16 protein-coding genes are annotated in these 20,141 nt (G+C 60.4%); 5 read left to right on the top strand and 11 right to left on the bottom strand.

Translation table 11 applies throughout. From position 1 onward, the window contains the following. Positions 1 to 199: 199 nt before the first annotated feature. Complete coding sequence (xerD, locus tag IPJ76_17230; GenBank protein ID QQR86308.1) at positions 200 to 1,102, bottom strand: site-specific tyrosine recombinase XerD; 903 nt, start codon at positions 1,100 to 1,102, stop codon at positions 200 to 202. Positions 1,103 to 1,174: 72 nt separating this feature from the next. Beyond that, a complete protein-coding gene (locus IPJ76_17225; protein QQR86307.1) occupies positions 1,175 to 2,230 on the bottom strand; it encodes an acyl-CoA reductase in 1,056 nt (351 codons plus the stop codon). Between the two features lie 52 nt (positions 2,231 to 2,282). On the opposite strand from IPJ76_17225, the gene IPJ76_17220 reads away from it, so the two are divergent. Next, the gene (locus IPJ76_17220; protein ID QQR86306.1) at positions 2,283 to 2,630 is read left to right on the top strand and encodes a 4Fe-4S dicluster domain-containing protein; all 348 of its coding nucleotides are present in this window, start codon (positions 2,283 to 2,285) and stop codon (positions 2,628 to 2,630) included. A 26-nt stretch (positions 2,631 to 2,656) separates the two neighbouring features. Beyond that, a complete protein-coding gene (locus tag IPJ76_17215; GenBank protein QQR86305.1) occupies positions 2,657 to 3,517 on the top strand; it encodes a hypothetical protein in 861 nt (286 codons plus the stop codon). A gap of 56 nt (positions 3,518 to 3,573) precedes the next feature. On the opposite strand, the gene IPJ76_17210 is transcribed toward IPJ76_17215, so the two are convergent. From IPJ76_17210 to IPJ76_17180, 7 genes are all read right to left on the bottom strand, one after another. After that, positions 3,574 to 5,142, bottom strand: coding sequence for a trypsin-like peptidase domain-containing protein (locus IPJ76_17210; GenBank protein QQR86304.1), 1,569 nt, complete (start codon positions 5,140 to 5,142; stop codon positions 3,574 to 3,576). 116 nt (positions 5,143 to 5,258) lie between these two features. Then, complete coding sequence (uvrB, locus tag IPJ76_17205; GenBank protein QQR86303.1) at positions 5,259 to 7,313, bottom strand: excinuclease ABC subunit UvrB; 2,055 nt, start codon at positions 7,311 to 7,313, stop codon at positions 5,259 to 5,261. Between the two features lie 27 nt (positions 7,314 to 7,340). Then, positions 7,341 to 7,988: a YdcF family protein gene (locus IPJ76_17200; GenBank protein ID QQR86302.1), complete on the bottom strand. Its 648-nt coding sequence runs from the start codon at positions 7,986 to 7,988 to the stop codon at positions 7,341 to 7,343. A 1-nt stretch (position 7,989) separates the two neighbouring features. Next, positions 7,990 to 10,077 carry a hypothetical protein gene (locus tag IPJ76_17195; GenBank protein ID QQR86301.1) on the bottom strand — a complete coding sequence of 696 codons (2,088 nt, stop codon included), beginning with the start codon at positions 10,075 to 10,077 and terminating at the stop codon, positions 7,990 to 7,992. A gap of 7 nt (positions 10,078 to 10,084) precedes the next feature. Further along, positions 10,085 to 11,221: an endonuclease/exonuclease/phosphatase family protein gene (locus IPJ76_17190; protein ID QQR86300.1), complete on the bottom strand. Its 1,137-nt coding sequence runs from the start codon at positions 11,219 to 11,221 to the stop codon at positions 10,085 to 10,087. Next, on the bottom strand, positions 11,205 to 12,149 hold the full coding sequence (locus tag IPJ76_17185; GenBank protein ID QQR86299.1) for a rhomboid family intramembrane serine protease: 945 nt from the start codon (positions 12,147 to 12,149) through the stop codon (positions 11,205 to 11,207). Before IPJ76_17185 ends, IPJ76_17190 begins: the two co-directional genes overlap by 17 nt. A 253-nt stretch (positions 12,150 to 12,402) precedes the next feature. After that, positions 12,403 to 12,690, bottom strand: coding sequence for a prolipoprotein diacylglyceryl transferase (locus IPJ76_17180; protein QQR88499.1), 288 nt, complete (start codon positions 12,688 to 12,690; stop codon positions 12,403 to 12,405). A gap of 98 nt (positions 12,691 to 12,788) precedes the next feature. Here IPJ76_17180 and IPJ76_17175 point away from each other — a divergent pair, with 98 nt between their 5' ends. Further along, positions 12,789 to 13,640: a T9SS type A sorting domain-containing protein gene (locus tag IPJ76_17175; GenBank protein QQR86298.1), complete on the top strand. Its 852-nt coding sequence runs from the start codon at positions 12,789 to 12,791 to the stop codon at positions 13,638 to 13,640. 66 nt (positions 13,641 to 13,706) lie between these two features. Here the strand turns inward: IPJ76_17175 and IPJ76_17170 are convergent, their stop codons facing one another. Then, entirely contained in the window at positions 13,707 to 14,819 is a 1,113-nt protein-coding gene (locus tag IPJ76_17170) for a PD40 domain-containing protein (GenBank protein QQR86297.1), read from the bottom strand. A gap of 179 nt (positions 14,820 to 14,998) precedes the next feature. Between IPJ76_17170 and IPJ76_17165 the strand changes: the two genes are divergently transcribed. Next, positions 14,999 to 16,066 carry a PA0069 family radical SAM protein gene (locus IPJ76_17165; protein ID QQR86296.1) on the top strand — a complete coding sequence of 356 codons (1,068 nt, stop codon included), beginning with the start codon at positions 14,999 to 15,001 and terminating at the stop codon, positions 16,064 to 16,066. On the opposite strand, the gene IPJ76_17160 is transcribed toward IPJ76_17165, so the two are convergent. Then, the gene (locus IPJ76_17160) at positions 16,063 to 16,338 is read right to left on the bottom strand and encodes an acylphosphatase (protein ID QQR86295.1); all 276 of its coding nucleotides are present in this window, start codon (positions 16,336 to 16,338) and stop codon (positions 16,063 to 16,065) included. The two genes, IPJ76_17165 and IPJ76_17160, sit on opposite strands and share 4 nt — an antisense overlap. 86 nt (positions 16,339 to 16,424) lie before the next feature. On the opposite strand from IPJ76_17160, the gene IPJ76_17155 reads away from it, so the two are divergent. Further along, a complete protein-coding gene (locus IPJ76_17155) occupies positions 16,425 to 20,138 on the top strand; it encodes a PQQ-dependent sugar dehydrogenase (protein ID QQR86294.1) in 3,714 nt (1,237 codons plus the stop codon). The last annotated feature ends 3 nt before the right edge of the window (positions 20,139 to 20,141 follow it).

Below are 20,141 nucleotides of genomic sequence, written 5' to 3'. Positions count from 1 at the left end.
CAGGTGCCCCAGGCGGGACCGACAGGGACGCGTTTCAGCAACGGTCGGTTCAGGGAAGCAACGGTGTGATGGGAAGGGTGGTGGAACGTTGCGCAACTACTTCACCCTCGGATGGAACGATGATGTTGCTGCCGAGGTTGCCATGCGCATACCGCAGGTACCTTTTGTTCGCGAAGCACTGGCTTGGGGGCGATGCGGCCTACTTCGCCCTCGGATGGAACTGCATGATGTTGCTCCGGAGGTAGTCGCGGTCCAGGTGCGTGTAGATCTCCGTGGTGGTGATGCTGGCATGGCCGAGCATCTCCTGCACAGCACGCAGGTCGGCGCCGCCTTCCACCAGGTGCGTTGCGAACGAATGCCGGAACGTGTGCGGGCTGATCGTCTTGCGCACCCCCGCCAGCGCTGCGAGTCGCTTGGTGAGGTTGAAGACGGACACCCGTGAAAGCCCGCTTCCGCGCGCGTTCAGGAACAGGATGTCCTCGGCGCTTTTCGCCACGGGCAGATGGCTGCGCTCGTTCGTGCGGTAGAGTTCGATCTGCTTCACCGCCTCAGGACTGATCGGCACCAAACGCTCCTTGTCACCTTTGCCGATCACCCGAACGAAGCCTTCCTCGAAGTTCAGACGGCTCAAGCGCAAGGTGCAAAGTTCACTGACGCGCAATCCGCAACCGTAGAGGGTCTCGAGGATCGCACGGTCGCGGTGCGCCATGGGCCGGCTCATGTCTATGGCGCCGATCATCGCATCGATCTCTTGCACAGTGAGGAAGACCGGCAGCTTGCGGCCCATGCGCGGCATATCGATGAGCTCGCTGGGATCGTCCTTGATGATCCGTTCCACTCGCAGGCATTTGTAGAAGCCGCGAACCGCGCTCAGCAACCGGGCTTGGCTGCGTGCGCCAAGACCTTCTTTGGCCACGGAAGCAATGAAGCCTTGCAGGTCCTCCAAGCCCAGGCGCTCAACATCGAGCGCAGGCAAATGGTCATCGCAGTATGCCAGGAGCTTGCCCAAGTCATGGAGGTAAGCCTCCACCGTGCGATCGCTCAAGGATCTCTCCAGCTTCAAGTAGCTCTTGAAGAGGTCCAAGGCCTCTGCCGTACCCATGCCCCAAAGCGGCGAAGAAGACGGCAACCACCGACGCAGTTCAGCGGGACGAAATGCACAGACCGCAGTGCATCAGCCCAACCCGGCCAGGAAGGCCATGGTATCCACACCGTCAGCATAGTCGGCCAACGAGGGCTGCTGCGAGGATCCGTAGGGCAGATAGCCGTGGCCGATGACGCACTGGATGCTGTCCTTCACCAGTTCCAAGTGCCGCGCGACGGAAGCAGTATCACCGTAGCGCTCATAGTGCAGAGCCGCTACGGGGCTGGCGAGAGCAGCCGACTCGCGCAAGAGCAGGAACCCGTTCTCAATGAGCGGCACGCGTTCCAGAAGCCATACTGCCTTGTTGTAATCGTAGTTGTTGCCGTACTTGTTGTGGTTCACAATGTCGCGCCAGCTGTACACCGCGCCGAAGAACCGGTCCAGGTCAAGATCCTGGGGAACGAAGAGCTTGCTCACATTGCGGCAACCCAGGCCGAAGTAGCGGAAGACATCTTCGCCCAGCGCTTGCAGTTCCTCCTCGCTTTCACTGCCGCTGAGCACTGCCACGCTCACACGGCCTTTGCGGATAACGTGCGGAAGGTGCCCGAAGTAGTGTTCGAAGTAGCGCGCAGTGTTGTTGCTGCCCGTGGCAATGACCGCGTCCACCTCCCCGAGCTTGCCATCGACCCAGTGGAGTTGCGGCTCCAGACCGGGTTCCAGCCGAAGCAGCAGATCAACGGTGGCCCGCATCAGCACGGTGTCCTGGGCGCTGGGCTTCACCACGGCCACGTGCCCGGCCACCACAGTGCAGAGCAGATCGTGGAAGCCGACCAATGGGATGTTGCCGGCCATGATGACGCCGACGCGTTGTGCTGCGCTGGGCTCATTCCTTCGACCCGCCCAGGAGTGCAGCTCACCACCATCCAGCATGGCGCCCAGCGCTCCCAGCATGTGCCGCACGTTCGCTTCGGTGAACCACCCGTTCTGGACCCCGGCCTGGGCGATGGCGCGTTCAAAAGCCGCCTGCTCGTCTGCAGTGATGCCCAGTACGTGCCCGGGCCACGCACCCCCGGTGGCCAAGTGGCGGAACACATTGCCGAGTTGAACGAAAGCGCCCAGCCGGTGCTCAAGTGGGAGGAAGGTCACGGGTATATTTGGCCCGCCTTGCTGAGCGGGGCGCGAAAATAGACCGGTACCCATGGCCATCAAGATCACGGACGAGTGCATCAACTGCGGCGCTTGCGAACCCGAATGCCCCAACAACGCCATCTATGAGGGTGGCGCGGAATGGCGGTTGAGCGATGGCACAAGCCTGAAGGGCCCCTTGACCACGCCCATGGGCAACAGTTACACCGCTGATGCCGCCCAAACACCTGTGGCCATGGACGTGTATTACATCGTCACCGACAAATGCACCGAGTGCACTGGCTTCCACGATGAGCCGCAGTGCGCGGCAGTGTGCCCGGTTGACTGCTGCGTGGACGATCCCGACCACCGCGAGACCAAGGAGCAGTTGATGGCGAAGAAGGAGTTCATGCACTTGTAGGCAATGGACGGCGTTCTAGACGTATGATGTCCAGAACGATCATCATCCTGGCTTTCGTTCTCGCTGGTGGGCATGGGCTCGCTCAGTTTAGGGACAGTGTATTGGTAGCCCGTGTGGCGGAACTGGCCAAAGCACAGGATGACAGCGCGAAGCTCCGGTACAGTGAAGCGCTGAAGCTTGAACTACGGTCAGCGCTGGCTGCGGCGGATGCCATGACGCACGATTTCAATGCTGTGCGCATCAGCAGGGTGGATGCGCCCGACGGCAAGTTCCGCTTGTTCACTTGGAACATCCCTTGGGCTGATGGAACACATCGGTACGAGGGTCTTATCGTCGCGAAGGACAAACGCGGGAACGTTGTTGTAGAGCTCACGGACGCTACCGCCCCCGCGTCAGTGCCGGAATTCGCAACGCTCGGACCGGACAAGTGGTACGGTGCCCTGTACTACGATGTGGTGCCGGTGAAAAAGGGCGGCAAAACCCTGTACACCCTGCTCGGCTGGAAAGGCTTCAGCAAAGTGGAAACCAGAAAAGTGGTCGAGGTCCTCTCGTTCAAGGGTGCAGCACCACGCTTCGGGAGCGACGTGTTCGATGGCCTCGATGCGAAAGGGAAGCCATGGCGCGTGAAAAAATCACGGCTCGTGTACGGCTTCAACTTCGAGGTGAGGATGAGTTTGAAGTGGGTGGCGCAAGAGGGCATGATCGTCATGGACCATTTGTCGCCATCGCGCCAGGACCTCAGCGGCCAATGGCCCTTTTACGGACCCGATCTGAGCTACGATGGATATCACTGGGCCAAGAACCACTGGGCCTATGTCCGCGACATCGACGCGCGTTTGAAAGACGAGGGCGACGTGCCATGGAACCGGCCACCCCGGCAGCCTTAGCCGGAAACGAAAGAAGCCCAGGCATTGCCGGGGCTTCTTTCATGACGGTCCGTTGATCAGTGTTGTACAACGATGCGCTGCACCGCCTTTGTCGCACCAGCCGTAACCTCCAGGTGGTAAACACCTTCGCTTGCACCTGACAGGTCGAGGGTAGCCATGTTCTCAACCGTGGTAACGGTGCGGTCCATGACCAAGCGGCCCATGGCATCGCTCACACGCAGGCGCACATCACCTTGGCTTTGGCGAGGGAAGACCACGGTGAAAAAACCCGCGGAAGGGTTCGGGTACACTTCCATACCCGCTGTGGCCAGCGCTTCCGAAACACTTACGTTGCCCCCGACACCATCAACCGTGTTCCCGCAGTTGCCTAACCACTGCTGCAGTCCTGGATAGCTTGTGCTGAACTTCCCGAAGTAGTCATTGAAGTTGAAGCTGCACTGGGCCTGGCCCCCGTAAAGCTGGCCCACCAACCGGCCATCCTGGTTCCATAGTCCGGCGCCACTGCTTCCGGGTTCAGTTGTACCGTCGTCCCAAGCTTGCACATGCCAGCACTGGGCCCCACTGAACGTACCCGAGATCACAGGGTCTTCCTCGATGCTGAATTTCTTGATGTCGCCGCTTGGGTGGTGGATGCAACGCACTTCCGTGGCTGCCGTGGTGCTCTTGTCCCAGCCGGTATAGAACACGTTGTAGTTCGATGGCGGGGTGGTGTTCAGTTCCAAGAAGGCCACATCGCTACCCGCACTGTTGTACAGCAAGGTGGAACCACTGACGCTTTGGTTGGTGGGTCCGTTGGTGTTCGGCGTGCAAACGGGGCTTTGCCAGTTGAACCGGTAGACCCAGGTGGTCGGGTTGCCGCCCTGAAGGCAGTGGTTGGCGGTAAGGAAGTAGGGCGTACCATCTTCTGCGCAGCTGTTCAGCAATTGGCCGGTGCAGAAACCGGAGCCGCCCGAAACGATCATGGCCACGCTGCGGATCTGGTCAAGGTAGCCCGTGTTGATGGGGCACACGGCGTTGTTGTTGCATGAACCACTGTCACCGAACCCTTTGGTAAGGCCGAAAACATCGCGGTACCCGTGGGTGACCTGGCCGATCATAAGCTGGCCTTGACCAGCGCGGCTGGCAGGTTCGATGTATTCCACCGTGATCCGGTCGCCGGGCAGTAGATCCACGCCCAACACCGTATGTCCTGGATGGCTGGCCGCGGTGAAAGCGCCAAGGAATTGATCCATGGCGTTGTACACGAACACGCGACCGCCCTCCGGCACCACATAGTTGTGGAACTCGAAGTTGATGCTGAGCGCACCGGGGCACTCAATGCCCAGGCGCCAAACACGATCGCCATTGGCCAATGTTGTCCACGTTCCGCTATTGTCCAAGTTGAGGTCCGTAGCGTGGTTCTGACCGAAGCGGAGCATCTTGTTCCCGCTGGCCATGCGCTCGGCATCCTCGACCATCAATGTGACCGCGTCCACGGCGGGCATCACTTTCACCGGTGCTTCAGGTAGCTCGGCCTTCAGGGCTCCAAGCCCTATGGGTTGACCGCCGAACGAGACTTGGGCGCTGGTGGTGCCTGACACCAAGAGTGCCGTCAGCAGAGGCAGAGAGAGGAAAGGTTTGATCATGTTCTGGGGATTGTGCAACAAGTGGTTGGTTCCGCAACAAAAGAACGCCCAACAGGGATGGACCGTTGCCCGATCCGACGAACAACAAGCCGGTAATTATCCACAGTCTTGGAAGGTCACGCTTTGGAAGTCGGCTCCTCGGCGGCAGAGCGCTCCTCGAACAACTTCCTCATGGCCTGCCATTCATCCCGCAAGCCGGCAGCGCTGATGTAGTCCTGCTCCTTGGCGGCCTTGCGCATCTGTGCCTCCAGAATGTCGCAGTTCTTCTTCAACTGGTCAAGGCCCATGTACTGTACAACGGGGTCGGCTGCCACGCTCAGTCCTTCCGGTTCCACGTATGCCTTGCGCTTGTCGTCGTTGTTCACATCCACCACGGCTGTTTGACGGAGAATGTCCGCACGATCGCGCTTGATCTGCGTGGGCGTGATACCGTGCTCCGTGTTGTATGCGATCTGCTTGGCCCGACGGCGTTCTGTCTCGTCCATGGTGCGCTGCATGCTCTCGGTGATCTTGTCGGCATAGAAGATGACCAAGCCGTTCACGTTCCGCGCGGCGCGTCCCGCCGTCTGCGTCAGCGAGCGATTGCTGCGCAGGAAGCCCTCCTTGTCAGCATCGATGACTGCCACCAGCGAAACCTCGGGCAGGTCCAAGCCCTCGCGCAGGAGGTTCACCCCCACCAGTACATCGAAGAGACCGAGCCTCAGCTGCCGCAGGATCTCGATACGCTCCAGGGTTTCCACATCGCTGTGGATGTACTTGCACTTGACCCCGTTGCGGCCCATGAAGTCGGTGAGTTCCTCGGCCATACGCTTGGTGAGGGTTGTGACCAGGACGCGCTCTTCGCGCTTCACGCGCTTGTTGATCTCGTCCAGCAGGTCGTCGATCTGGTTCTTGCTCGGACGCACTTCAATGGGCGGGTCCAGAAGACCGGTGGGCCTCACGACCTGTTCAACCACCACGCCTTCGCTACGTTGTAGTTCGTAGTCCGCAGGGGTGGCGCTCACGAAGATGGTCTGGCCCAACATGCCCTCGAATTCGTCCTGCTTCAGCGGTCGATTGTCCATGGCGCTGGGCAATCGGAAGCCGTACTCCACCAAGTTCTTCTTCCGGCTGCGGTCGCCGCCGTACATGGCCGACACCTGGCTCACGGTCACGTGGCTTTCGTCGATCACCATCAGGAAGTCATCCGGGAAGTAGTCGAGCAGACAGAAGGGTCGTTGGCCCACGTTGCGCCGGTCGAAGTAGCGGCTGTAGTTCTCGATGCCGCTGCAGTAACCCAGTTCGCGCATCATCTCCAGGTCGTGCAGCGTGCGCTCCTCCAGGCGCTTCGCCTCCAAATGCTTGCCGATCTCCTGGAAGAAGGCCACCTGCTTCTCCATGTCTTCCTTGATGGCCGCCAACGCTGCGTTCATCGTATCGCGGCTGGTGACGAAGATGTTGGCCGGATAGATGGTGGCCAGGTCCTGCTCTTCATGCACCACGCGCGTGGCCGCGTCGAACCGCTCGATGCGTTCCACCTCCTCGCCGAAGAAGTGGATGCGGATCCCGTCATCGCTGTAGGCGAGCAGCACCTCCACCACATCGCCACGCACGCGGAAGTTGCCGCGCGCAGGATCAGCATCGTTGCGGCTGTAGAGCCCCTCCACCAGTTGCAACAGCAGTTTGTTGCGGCTTATGCGCTGGCCTTTCTGCACGTGTACCACGCTTTTGTGGAACTCGGCCGGGTTGCCGATGCCATAAATGCAGCTCACGCTCGCCACCACCAGCACGTCGCGGCGGCCGCTGAGCAACGCACTCGAAGCACTGAGGCGGAGTTTCTCGATCTCCTGGTTCACCGAGAGGTCCTTCTCGATGTAGGTGTTCGTTGTCGGCAGGTAGGCTTCAGGCTGGTAGTAGTCGTAGTAGCTTACGAAGTACTCCACGCGGTTGCGCGGGAAGAAATGCTTGAACTCGCCGAAGAGCTGTGCCGCAAGGGTCTTGTTGTGGCTCAGTACCAAGGTGGGCCGGTCCACCTGGGCCACCACGTTGGCAACCGTGAAGGTCTTGCCGCTGCCCGTGACACCGAGCAAGGTCTGGAACGGCACGCCTTCGTTCAAGCCTTCCACCAACTGACGGATGGCCTCAGGCTGGTCGCCGGTGGGACTGAATTCGCTGGATAGTTCGAAGGGCATGGCGTGCGAAGTTCGGGCTTCGCGGCGTCAATACTTCCAGCGGTAGTAGAAGAGCTTGATGTACTCGTTCTGGATGGCGATAAGGCCGTACTCGCCCTGCCACCAGGTCGCTTCCTCGAAGTTCGGATTGTAGGCCCCGAAGCGTTTCACCAAGATGCCCTGCTCGGCAAATCGGTCGGTGAACACATCATCGATGCGGCGCAGGTGGTAACGGCTGCTGAGCACGCCGATGGTGTCGTAACCCATCATCCGCGCGTGAACGAGGATGGCGTCGGCTTCCTCCATGGTGCTGGTACCCAAGTGCAAGGCAGTGATGCGTTCGGGAGGTACTCCGTGTTTCACGCAGATACCCCGCGTCACGTCGGCCTCGGTAATGGTGATGCCCCATTCCTCCAACGTGCCGTCGATGTTGCTGCCGGTGGTGTACAATGGTGCATCAATGGTGGAAGTCGCGAGCCGTGCAGCCTCTTTGCCACGGTCCAGCGCACCTCCGCCAAGCACGTACAGGGCATCCACGTTACCCGTTGTGTCTTCAGAAACCAAGTAGCTCATGGCCCCGCGCAGCAGTGGTGCCTTGAACAGCCAGAGCATGGCGAACACGAGGCACAGCACAACGAACACGCGCCACCAACGGTTGCGGAGCCATTGCCGTGCTGGAGGGTTTGCGGTGGACATATCAGTATGCACCGGCCCAACGGCGCGCGCTCCATTCGGCGGCCAACAAAGCCAGCAGCACGAAGAACAACCACTTCAAGCTGATGAGGTCGGTGAAGCTGGTGTGCGCATAGCTGCGGGCTGCGATGTCCTCGCGAGCGTTGAGCGCGTTTGCGATGGCCTCAACATCGGCATCGGTGGCGGCATGAACTGCCCCGCCCGAGCGTGCAGCGATGTCGCGCCAGAGCCCATGGTCGGCCACGGTGCTCAGTTGCTCGGCCACCAGCGCATCGATGGTGAACCCACCTGAGGCCGTGTAGTTCTCACCGGCCAGAGCGGTCCGCGCGGTGTAGTTGTAACGACCGGCCGGTAGCTGGCCTGCTTCAAGCCGGTAGCTGCCAGCGGTTTTACCGAACGTGAAAGGGAAGTCCTTGCCGGCTTCGTCCGTGATGGTGATGGTTGCTTCGGGCGCGTTCACCAGTTCGAAACTGGCGTTGTACAGCTCAGCGCGGATGACCACCGGTTCGTTCTCCGCGAACACTTGTGCGTGCTCGGTGCGGAACCGCTGCTTGTCCAGTTTCACCGCGAGGAACTGCACCAGCTTGCGCACGAGGCCATCGAAATGCGCGGTGCTTTGGTTCATCTGCTGATCGGCCAAGCGCCAACGCCAGATGCCTTCGCCACAGGTGATGGCCGTGCGTTGCTCACCTTGCTGCAGTACCATCAGCGGTGAGGCGGTCTGCACAACACCAACGCGCTGGGTCAGCAGCATGCTCGCTGCTTTGCCCTGCTCGTACTCGCCGAACGGCACTTGCAAAGGAGGGAAGCGCTCAATGGCCCGCACCTGGTCGGGGTCGATGATGAAGAGTTCGAAGTCCTTGTTCACGGTGGCCTGCGCGTCGGTCACACGGCCACGCTGGGCGTTCAGTTCCACACCCGCGCCCAGCGCGTTCATCGCATTGAAGTCCGTGCCGCTGCCGATGACGTACCAAGCAGGAACACCTTTGGCCCTGATGGCCTCCAAAGCGTTCTTGGCCATGCCGCGCGCGCTGGGCAACTGGTGCAGGATCACCAGGTCGAAATCTTCCACCTTCCCGGTAAATGCATCGCCGTAGGCCAACTCGGTGGTGTACCCATCGAGACCTGTGAGCGCATGGCGGAGCGCAGCTATGTCCGGGTGCGGTGCAGCGGCAAGCAGCAGCACCTTCCTGCGATCGTCCAACACTTCGATGAGCACTGTGCGGTTGTTGTTGGCGACTACCGTTTCACCTTCCACGGTTGCCACGGCCACGGTGTAGCGCTGCAGTCCTGCTGACGTTGCCTTTACCAACAGAGGCAGTTCGATGAACTGAGGGTCGCCTTTCACTGCTACGTCGGCTGAAGCCACCACCTTGCCTTCGTGTGACACCGTCACCTTGGAGCGTGCGCCAGCAAGTTTGCGGGCCTCCACTTTGGCCAGCAGCGGGAACTCATTCCCCAAATAGGCGATGCGGTTGTGCTCTACGGCCTTCAGCACGAGGTCGGTCTTCACAGTGGTATCGCCCATGGCCAGCACGAACACGGGTACGCCCAGTTGTTGTGCACTGCTCCGGGGATCGCTACCGCGGTTCCAGATGCCGTCACCGTCAAGGATCACTGCCCCCAGATCCGGTCCGCGGAAGCGGTCGTAGACCTCACGCAAAAGCGCATCGATGTTCGTAAGCGGCTGCTGTTGCGTTGCGTTGAAACCGTCGATGACTTCCGCGCCGTAGGTGAACGAGCGCACCTCGAATTTGCCGGAAAGGGCTTGGGCGAGCGCTTCCAACCGGGCCGTGTGGGCCGCCCTCGTTGCGGCACTATCAGCGCCCGATAGCAACGAAGAAGAACCATCGTGGGCGATGACCACCACCGGCTTCCGGACATCCTCCACCAGCACCTTCACCAAGGGCTGCAGCAGGAAGAAGGCCAGCAAAGCGATGGCCGCGGCGCGCAGCACGGCCATGACCTTGGCCAGCACGCTGCTCCAACCATGGCGCTCGGTGCTCCTGTTGTAGAGCCACCATGCCACGGCAATGCCCAGTGCCACGCAGGCAACGGCAAGCCACAATGGGTAGGAGGTGGTCAGTTCCATGGTGCGTTCATTCCGCCTTGCCGATCCAGCAGGTGATCGGGCGGTGGTCGCTCAGTTCGTCGGGCAAGGTCCGGAATCCACTTGCTTCGAGCGATGGTGAATGCATGATGTGGTCGATGCGGAAGCTGGGAAAGTCGCCGATGTACGTGTGCCCCAGACCACGGCCGCTCTCTTCGAAGGCATCCACCAGGTCCTGGTCGAGGAGGTGGTAGGCATAGCTCATCGGGGTGTCGTTCATGTCGCTGCAGAAGATGATGGGGTGGGGGCACTCCATCATGTGCGCGTGGATCCGCTCCACCTGTGCAGCCCTGCGGATGAAAGCGTTCTTCAGCCGTCCGATGATGCGCTCCCCGCCGCGGCGCAGTGAATCGCCTTCAACGCCATCATCAAGATCGCGCATGAACCGGTAGTCGGCACTGCCGAAATGGATGCTCGCGAGGTGCGCGTTGTACACACGGACCGTGTCGCTCAGCATGGCAATGTCCGTCCAAATGCAGGCATTGTTGGCATCGCTGCCGAAGTCCACCTTGCCTTTGCCGACAATGGGTTGGTTGCTGAAGGTCGCAATGCCGAAATGGTGCCCGGCTTTGTTGTGCTGCACGTAATGGTCGTGGATGCCGGTCCAATGGAAGTTCTTCAACAGGGTATCGCGGGTGTTGAAGTACTGCTTGTTGTCGCTTTTGAAGAACTCCTGTGCGCAGAAGACGTCCGGTGCCTCCGTGATGAGCAGGTCGTACATCTCGTTCCGCGTAGTGCTGTTGTGGCTCCAGTTGTAGAGGTCGAAAAGCCGCACGTTCCAGGACATCACGCTCACGTGCTGGTCATCGTCCTTGGCGGAGCTACCGAACATTTGCACGAAGTCGGTGACATGGTTCCAGCCGAGCAGCACGGTAGCAGCGCTCAGCAGCATGCGCTTGCGCCGGAAGAGCGCCCACCAACCCAGGAAGAACACTTGCGTGGCCAACACATAGGGATAGACCATGCCGAAGAACGCCAAGGGCCAGAACTTGGCCGGACTGACCCGGATGGCCACATACGCGAGCACCAAAGCCCCCGCCGCCGCAATGTTCAACCACCAGATGGGCAGGTGCCACCGGCTCACCTTGCGCTGCACCGGCGCTGGCGTATCAGCGCTTGCCTTCATTGCTGGCTTTGAAGAGGATGTCCTTCTCGGCCTTGCTCAGGCTTTCGTATCCGCTGCGGCTGATCTTGTCCAGGATGGCATCGATGTTGGACTGTTGGGCGTTGCGCGCTGCGTTGAAATCGGCATCGCTCACGCGTTTGCCGCGCGGTGTCTTCACCACTTTGAGCCGTGCGCCGCGGCGCAAGCGCAGTGCGCTGCCGATGCGCTCAAGGCCGTTGATGAAGCCCAAGCTCCAGTCGTTGCCCTTTTTCAGCTGCGCGGCCGCCATGTAGCCGTACAATGCACCGCCCAAGTGCGCTATGTGGCCACCGCTGTTGTCGCCATTGCGTATGCTGATGAGGTCGAGGAGCAGGAAGATCAGGGCCAGCCATTTCAGTCGGATGGCGCCGAACAGCAGGAGCCGCACAACGAGTTCGGGTTGATAAACGGCTACGCCAACGAAGATGGCGGTAACGCTCGCAGAAGCACCCAGGATGAGCCCGCCGTCGGTAAGCGACCTGAGCGCTGGGACATTCGAGAAGAGCAGGAACAGTAAGAATCCCGAAAGCCCACCTAGAAGATAGTTGCCGAACAATCTTCGCTCACCCAGCAGATCACTGAAAAGACGACCGCTGAACCAGAGCATGAGCATGTTGAAGAACAAATGCAACACACCTTCATGCGTGAACATGTAAGTGACTATGGTCCACGCTCGGAAAGGGAGGCTTGTCAGGTCGCTAGTGGATGCCAGCCACGGAAGAACGTTTTGGTGCATCCACAACGTGGCCAGATCGCCCGCTTTCGTTCCTTCGGGCACGGGACCCACAACGAACATGGCTCCCAACCCGACAAATAGCAGGGCCAGGAATACAGCTACGTTGATGATGATGAGCCGCAAGAGCACACCGCCGGTGCGCCACCACGTTTTGATCTCTTCCCACACGTTCATCGCTCGCTATCGGCTTCAAAAGAAGGAAGGAAGCGCCCTTGCGCCTTCACCTGTTTTGACTAACGGCGAACAGGGCCGTTAACGTTCGTCAACGCGACCGGTCCACACCCAAGCTCCTGTCGTTCCGAAGCGTCATCGCGGAGGACACCCAAGCACCAACCACCCAAGCCGATGTCTTTCCGACGCGTCTTCGCGTAGGAATCCCGCCCGATCCCCGGTCAACTTGGGGCACACCTAAAACACACGGCTCCGCTTAAGACTTCCTTCCGAACAACCTCCGGAAGAACTTCTTCTCGAACTCCCAGAAGAACGCGAACTGCCCCAGCAGCGCCCCGTAAGCAAGGAGCAGCAGGTTGTAGAACGGCAGGATGAGGATGTAATAGAGGACCGTGAAGAGCAGAGGCTGCTCGCCGTTTTCGGTGAAGAGGCCCACCAGAGGCCGCTTCAGGAACATGACCGTGAAACCCGTAAGCGCAAAAACAAGCAGGATCACCAGCACACGCTTCGGTGATACGCCCCAGCGCTTTGCAAGGCGTTCCATCCAACCTTGTCCACCGCCCGGTGTCGATCCACGCTCGGTCACTTGCTCCATCGGCGCGCGAAGATGCGCCTAACTTCAACCGCACAAAACCCCGTTCGATGATGAAGCGCTACCCGATCCTTCCCATCGCCGCAATTGTGGCGAACACGCTCTTTGGGCAATGCCCAGGCACGACCGTAACAGTGTACACCAACGACTTCGAGGCTGGCGATGGTGGCCTTCTGAGCGGTGGTTATGGCGACTGGGCATGGGGTGCCACTCCGAATCTGCTCTTGGGCACGGCTTGCACCTCAACCTACAATGACCCGCCAGGGCCGTTCAGCGGCACCAACGGATGGGCCACCGTACTGAACGACTGCTACGCGAACGCCGGCGATACGAGCACCCTGACTCTCACGGTGGATCTCAGTGACCCCACGTTCATCACCGCAGAACTGGAATGGGCTCATTGGTGGGAGTACTTCACCAACTTCGACTATGGTTGGGTGACGGTGAACGGGACTCAGGTGTACTTCAATGACAGCCAAGGTCTCTCGCCTGCATGGGCCCTGCACACGGTCGATCTGACCCCTTACGTGGGGCAGGCTGCCGTTGATATCGTCTTCCACTTGTTCGCCACCATCGTAGTGAACAAAGCAGGATGGTACGTCGATGATCTTTCCGTGACAGCCTGCGCCGTGGGCAATGTGTCGGTCCCGGAAACCGCAACGCCTCTGGCCATTTCCGCCTACCCCAATCCCGCGTCCGATGTTCTTGTGGTCGGCACGACGCTCACTGGAGCAGTAACCTTCACACTGACCGATGCTGCTGGCCGACTTGTGCACCAGTTCACTGAGCAGCCCGTGAACGGCCAAGTGTTGATGGACGTATCACACTTTGCGGCCGGTACCTACACCGTGACAGGGGTCGGCGCGAACGGCCGGGCCATCTCCAGATTGATACGCCGCTAGTAAAGGACCATTGAACGAGGAGGCCCGTGGGAAAACCCACGGGCCTCCTCGTTCAATGCCATGTGATCACTTCCACTCGGCCAGGAACAAGTTCGTCTCGCGGTCCTTACCGCCTCGGTTGCTGCTGAACACGAGATAGCGTCCATCGGCACTGAAGACCGGGAACGCATCGAAGGTGTCGCTGGTGGTGAGGCGCTCCAAGCCGCTGCCGTCCGTATTGATCATGAACAAGCTGAAGGGGAAGCCGCGCTCACTGAGGTGGTTGCTCGCGAAGATGATGCGCTGGCCGTCGGGGTGCCAGTAAGGCGCCCAGTTGGCTTTGCCTAGGTTGGTGATCTGTTTCGCATCGGTGCCGTCTGCGTTGGCCACCCACAGTTCCATCTGCGTGGGTTGAACGAGGCCCGCCGCGAGAAGGTCCTTGTATTCCTTCACATCCTCGGGCGAGGTGGGGCGGCTGGCGCGCCAAAGCAACTTCGTGCCGTCCGGGCTGAAGAAGGCGCCGCCATCGTAGCCCAATGTGCGGGTAACGCGCTTCACGTCACTGCCATCGATGTTCATGGTGTACAACTCCAGGTCGCCGTCGCGCACACTGGTGAACACGATGCGATCGCCTTTGGGGGAAACGGTGCCCTCGGCGTCGTACCCCTTGGCGTTGGTAAGCTGCTTGCGGATGTTGCCCTTGAGGTCGCTCACGAAGATGTCCATGCTTTCGTAAAGCGGCCATGTGTACTTGCCACCAGGAACGCGCTCAGGCACTGGCGGGCACTGCGGGCCCGCGAGGTGTGTGCTGGCGTATAGCACGAGGCTGTCGCCGGGCAGGAAGTAGCTGCATGTGGTGCGGCCATTGTTCACGCTCAGTTTGGTCGTTGGGCCCTTCTTCAGGTCATCAGTGAACGGGTTGAAGTACCGGATCTGGTCACACGTGTCGCCCCAAGCCGGATTGGTGACCTGGAAGACGAGGTGGTTGCCATCGAAGCTCCAGTACGCTTCAGCGTTGTCACCACCAAAGGTCAGCTGCTTCAAGCTCTTGAAGTGGTTCTCTCCAGGGAGGATGAGCGTGTCCGAAGTGGCCACCACGGAACTATCGGCCTCGGTTCCGATGTGCTCGTTCGAACCTGTGGGAGCGCCGCAACCGGCCGCAACGACCAGGACGGAGAAAAGGAGGGAAGCGTTTTTCATTCGGGGCGCGAACTTAGGAGCAGGGTGCCGGTGATCGTCACGGGCGCGCAATGAACTGTGCGGGGTGTTCAACCGCAACGACGCAATGACCGCAACGGCTTCAGCATCCGGATGGGCCAGTAGCGCAGCCTTTACGTTGCGTCCGTTGCGCCGTTGCGGTACCATCCTATCTTCTGCGCATGCCGATCGACGGAAAAGCAGTCAAGGGCCGCGGGGCGAACACGGAGGTGGCCAATCGCTTCCTGAAGCACAGCTACGGCATATTGCACTGGGAGGCCATCGACGAGGTGGACGAGGCGGTGCCACCAACGGTCTATCGGGTCGAAACACCGAAGACCATCGTGAACCCTGTTAACTCCCCGGACCTGGGTTTCCGTTGGAGCATGAACCCTTACCAAGGTTGCGAGCACGGTTGCGCCTACTGTTATGCCAGGCCAACGCACGAATACTGGGGCTACAATGCTGGCCTCGACTTCGAGCGGATCATCATCCTGAAACCAAATGCGCCGCAACTGTTGGAGCAGAAGCTGAGGTCGCGGTCGTGGCAAGCTGAACCCATTATGGTCAGCGGCGCTACCGATCCCTACCAGCCGGTGGAGAGCAAGGAGGGCATCACCCGGCAACTCCTGGGGGTGATGCTGCGCTTCCGTAACCCGGTGAGCGTGATCACCAAGAACGCGTTGGTGCTGCGCGATCTGGACCTGTTGGCGGAACTGGCAAGCATGAGGTTGGCCGCAGTGGCCATCAGCATTACCACGCTGGACGAGGAACTGCGCCGAGTGATGGAACCGAGGACAAGCAGCGCTGTGAACAGGTTGAGGGCGGTGGAGACTTTGTCAAAGGCCGGTGTTCCCGTGCATGTGATGGTAGCGCCGATCATCCCCGCGTTGAACGACAAGGACGTTCCCGCCATCCTCAGGTCGGCCGCGGATGCCGGTGCGCTGAACGCGGCTTACACCGTGGTGCGCACGAACGGTGCGGTAAAGCCGGTGTTCGAGGGTTGGCTGCGCGCGCACTTCCCTGACCGGGCCGACAAAGTGCTGGCACAGATCAGCGATGCACACGGCGGTAGTGTTGAGGACACTCGACCGGGATTGCGCATGAACGGAGAGGGGCACTATGCGCAGAGCATCAACCGGCTTTTCAAGGTGTTGAAGCAGCGCTATTTCGCCGGACGAGTGTTCCCGGAGCACGACAGTTCTCTCTTCCGCGTACCCCCGCAAGGACAGCTGGACCTGTTCGCCTAGCGTTTGGTCTCGAACGACGTGTAGCCGACCACCGGGCCTTCCACCCGATGAACGCTGTGCACCCGGGCCAAGGGCGGTCCGTGGTGGCACCAGGCTATGAAGCGCTCCACAGCTGCCGGTTCGCCTTCCACCTCAATGCGGACGGAACCATCCGGAAGGTTCATCGCGTAGCCCGTGAGGCCAAGGACCGACGCTTCCTGCACCGCCGTCTTGCGGTACCACACGCCTTGCACCTTCCCGGTGATCGACAGGTCGAGATGGATACGTTCCACGGGGCCAAAGTAGAGTTGTCAAGACTTGACCTGTGGGCGACGAACCCGGTAGTTTGCCCGGCTGAACAAAGAAAAATCATCGACGAATGAAGCGCGCCTTCCCCCTCGACCGGTCCACTTTCGGTGCCTTGCTGCTGTTCGTCCTGCTCGTGTTCGGCCATCGTTCCAAGGCCCAGACCGTTCCCGGTGGGTTCAGCGACCAATTGGTCATGAGCGGCTTCAACGCGCCGGTGGGCTTCACGTTCGATGCGAACGGACGCATGTACGTGTGGGAGAAGGCCGGGCGGGTGTGGATCGTTGAGAACGGTGTAAAGCTCTCGCCGGCGCTGTTGGATATCAGCCCGGAAGTGGGCGACTGGCGCGACCATGGCTTTCTTGGCTTTACCCTCGACCCCGACTTCCTGACCAACGGCCGCATGTACATGATGTACGCCGTGGACCGCCACCACCTGATGAATTTCGGGACAGGCAGCTACAATGCCGCTACGAACCAGTACTACGCGGCTACCATCATGCGCATCACGCGCTACACCGCCGTGGGCCCCAACTTCAACACGACTGACTACAACAGCCGGGTGGTGCTCCTGGGTGAAACGAAAGAGACCGGCGTTCCACTGTTGCACGAAAGCCACAGCACCGGGCAATTGGTGTTCGGCGCCGACGGTACGCTGCTGGCCACCACTGGCGATGGCGCGAGCTACAACGCTGTGGACGTGGGGAGCGATGGGGCTACGTACTTCGCCCAAGCGCTCACCGACGGCATTATCCGGCCTGCCGAGAATGTGGGAGCCATGCGCAGCCAGTTGCTCAATTCCCACAACGGCAAATTGCTGCGAATCGACCCGAACACCGGGGATGGTGTGCCGAGCAACCCGTACTACGACCCGCTGTTGCCCCGCGCACCGATGAGCCGCGTGTGGGCGCTGGGTCTACGGAACCCGTTCCGCATGACCCGCCGGCCGGGAACGGGCAGCAGCAACCCTGCTGATGCCAACCCGGGCGCGTTCTACATCGGCGATGTGGGTTGGGGCACATGGGAAGACCTGCAGGTGAGCATCGATCCCGGCCAGAATTTCGGTTGGCCCATCTTCGAGGGAATGGAGAACCACGCTGGTTACACGGCAGCGCTCACCGCGAACCTCGATATGCCGAACCCGATCTACGGTAGCGGTGGTTGCACTCAACAGTACTTCTATTTCCAGGATTTGTTGAAGCAGGATTCCCCGGTGCACCTGAACGGTCACCCTAACCCGTGCAACAGCGCGCAGCAGATCCCGGTGAACATCCCGCACTGGTACCACACACGTCCTGCCATCGATTGGCAGCACGGCAACCGCAGCCGCTGCGCCGGCTTCAGCGGCAACACACCGGTGACGTACGACCTCGACGCTGTTGGAAGTCCCGTTCCCGGTCCGCGTTTCGGCGGCAATGCAGCGGTGGGTGGTACGTGGATCACCGGTATCGGCTGGCCGCTGGGTTACCAGAACGTCTACTTCAATGCCGACTACGCGGGGGCCTGGATCAAGCGCTTCTCCTTCAATGCGAACAATGCACCGACCAGTGTTGCCAACTTCGGGAGCAGCATGGGGGCGGTGGTCTTCGTGAACGAAGGCCCCGATGGTGCCCTGTGGTACGTCCGCTACGAAACGAACGCTATCCGGAAAATCTCGCCCATCGGTGTCACCAACCTGCCGCCTACGGCCGTGGCAAACCAGGACGTTCAATACGGCCCGGGCCCGCTGACCGTGCAATTTACCGGGGACAACAGCAGCGATCCGGAGAACGGTGCGCTCACCTACAGCTGGAACTTCGGCGATGGAACACCCAACAGCAACCAGCCCAACCCCGTGCACGTGTTCAATGCGCCGAACAGCGATCCCATCACCTACAACGTGACGCTGACCGTGATGGACGCGAACAGTGCCTTCAGCACCGCCACGTTGATCGTAAGCGTGAACAACACGCCACCGCAAGTGAGCATCATCAGTTTCCCCGACGGGCACGAATACCCGCTGAACGTTGATAGCACTTATGCCTGTGCGGGCACCGCCACCGATGATGAGCACAGCGCCGCACAACTGGCCCATCAGTGGCAGACCATCTTCCACCACAACAACCACATCCACCCCGAAAGCCCGGTGAACACAGCAACGACCACCACGGTGATCAGTGGTTTGGGTTGCTACACGGACGAGTACTGGTATGAGGTTCTTTACACCGTGACGGACGCGCACGGTCTCAGCACCACGGTTGTGCACGATCTACAACCGCGGTGCAGCAGCATCGCTCCAACAGCCGTGATCGGTGTGAACACTTCCTGGGGAGTTGCGCCGTTCAGCGTGAATTTCTCCAGTGAGGGTTGCGTGGACAACGGGACCATTGTGAGCTATGCATGGGACTTCGGAGATGGAACGACCAGCACCTCACTGTCACCCAGCAAGACCTTCACCAGCCCGGGCGAGCATGTGGTAACGCTGACGGTAACGGACAACGACGGCTTGACCGGCCATTCCACACGCACCATCAACGCCATCACGTTCGAACCGCCGCAGTGCGTCGGCGCGACCGGTAGCATCCTGCGCGAATACTGGCTCAACATCGGGGCCGGGGCGAACGTGAGCGACCTCACCAGCCAAGCCACTTATCCGAACAGTCCGAGCGGCAGCAGTTTCCCAACCACCATCCAAGGGCCCGTGAACTGGAACAACAACTACGGCACCCGGATGCGCGGTTACATCATCGCTCCGGAAACCGGCGCATACACCTTCACCGTGACCAGCGATGATGCGTCCGTCTTCTACCTCAGCTTGAACGCCAACCCCGACCTGAAGCAGCAGATCGCCAGTGTGCCGGGTTGGACGAACGAAACGGAATACACCAAGTATGCCTCGCAGGTCAGCGCACCCGTTCAACTGCAGGCAGGTGTGTATTACTACTTCGAATTCCTGCAGAAAGAAGGCGGTGGCGGAGATCACATGGCGGTTCGCTGGCAACGGCCGAGCGCGCCAGCGCGGGCGCTTATTCCCAGTGGCAATCTGGCACGTTGGCAGGACTGCTCACCCAGCGTGAAGCTGCGCGCCGTCCTCCAAGGTGCGTTCGACCCGAACGTGGGCTTGATGCGGGACGATCTACGTGCGCAGGGACTGGTGCCGGCAATGGAACCGTTCACGGCGCTTGGTTTCGCGCACGCTGGAGGTGGCGGTGGCGAAACGGTAGCGCCAGCGTTGCTTGCCGTTACGGGCCAGAACGCAGTAGTGGACTGGGTTCTCATTGAGCTGCGGAACAAGAACAATCCTACGCAGGTCCTGGCAACGCGCAGTGCGCTGCTCCAGCGCGATGGCGATATCATCGGAACGGATGGCTATCGCAGGCTGTTGTTCAACGTGGCCGCGGACAACTATTACGTCACCGTGCGCCATCGCAACCACTTCGGCGTTATGACCAACGCCAGCCAACTGCTCGACAAGAACGAAAGGGCCTTCGACTTCGCCACAGCCACTATGGCCACTTTTGGCGCAGAAGCGCGGCACCAATTGCAGAACGGCAAAATGGCCATGTGGAGCGGCAACGTTTTCCGCGACAACCAACTGAAGTACACCGGCATCAACAACGACCGCGACCCCGTGCTCATTGATCTTGGTGGCGTGCTGCCCACGAACACGGCGTCAGGCTACTTCAGCAGTGATGTGAACCTGGACGGCCTGGTGAAATACACGGGCACCAGCAACGACCGGGACCCGATCCTGGTGAACATCGGAGGCACAGTGCCCACCAGCACACGCACGGAGCAGCTACCCTGACCG

The sequence above is a fragment of the Flavobacteriales bacterium genome (assembly GCA_016699575.1).
Taxonomy (GTDB): domain Bacteria; phylum Bacteroidota; class Bacteroidia; order Flavobacteriales_F; family PHOS-HE28; genus PHOS-HE28.
The sequence above is the reverse complement of the archived record's forward strand: the minus strand, read 5'-3'. Positions and strand labels throughout refer to the sequence as shown.

Coding starts and splice junctions, on each gene's coding strand:
- xerD (QQR86308.1), bottom strand. CDS start 1,102: ATGGGTACGGCAGAGGCCTTGGACCTCTTCAAGAGCTACTTGAAGCTG.
- IPJ76_17220 (QQR86306.1), top strand. CDS start 2,283: ATGGCCATCAAGATCACGGACGAGTGCATCAACTGCGGCGCTTGCGAA.
- IPJ76_17215 (QQR86305.1), top strand. CDS start 2,657: ATGTCCAGAACGATCATCATCCTGGCTTTCGTTCTCGCTGGTGGGCAT.
- IPJ76_17210 (QQR86304.1), bottom strand. CDS start 5,142: ATGATCAAACCTTTCCTCTCTCTGCCTCTGCTGACGGCACTCTTGGTG.
- uvrB (QQR86303.1), bottom strand. CDS start 7,313: ATGCCCTTCGAACTATCCAGCGAATTCAGTCCCACCGGCGACCAGCCT.
- IPJ76_17200 (QQR86302.1), bottom strand. CDS start 7,988: ATGTCCACCGCAAACCCTCCAGCACGGCAATGGCTCCGCAACCGTTGG.
- IPJ76_17195 (QQR86301.1), bottom strand. CDS start 10,077: ATGGAACTGACCACCTCCTACCCATTGTGGCTTGCCGTTGCCTGCGTG.
- IPJ76_17190 (QQR86300.1), bottom strand. CDS start 11,221: ATGAAGGCAAGCGCTGATACGCCAGCGCCGGTGCAGCGCAAGGTGAGC.
- IPJ76_17185 (QQR86299.1), bottom strand. CDS start 12,149: ATGAACGTGTGGGAAGAGATCAAAACGTGGTGGCGCACCGGCGGTGTG.
- IPJ76_17180 (QQR88499.1), bottom strand. CDS start 12,690: ATGGAACGCCTTGCAAAGCGCTGGGGCGTATCACCGAAGCGTGTGCTG.
- IPJ76_17175 (QQR86298.1), top strand. CDS start 12,789: ATGATGAAGCGCTACCCGATCCTTCCCATCGCCGCAATTGTGGCGAAC.
- IPJ76_17170 (QQR86297.1), bottom strand. CDS start 14,819: ATGAAAAACGCTTCCCTCCTTTTCTCCGTCCTGGTCGTTGCGGCCGGT.
- IPJ76_17165 (QQR86296.1), top strand. CDS start 14,999: ATGCCGATCGACGGAAAAGCAGTCAAGGGCCGCGGGGCGAACACGGAG.
- IPJ76_17155 (QQR86294.1), top strand. CDS start 16,425: ATGAAGCGCGCCTTCCCCCTCGACCGGTCCACTTTCGGTGCCTTGCTG.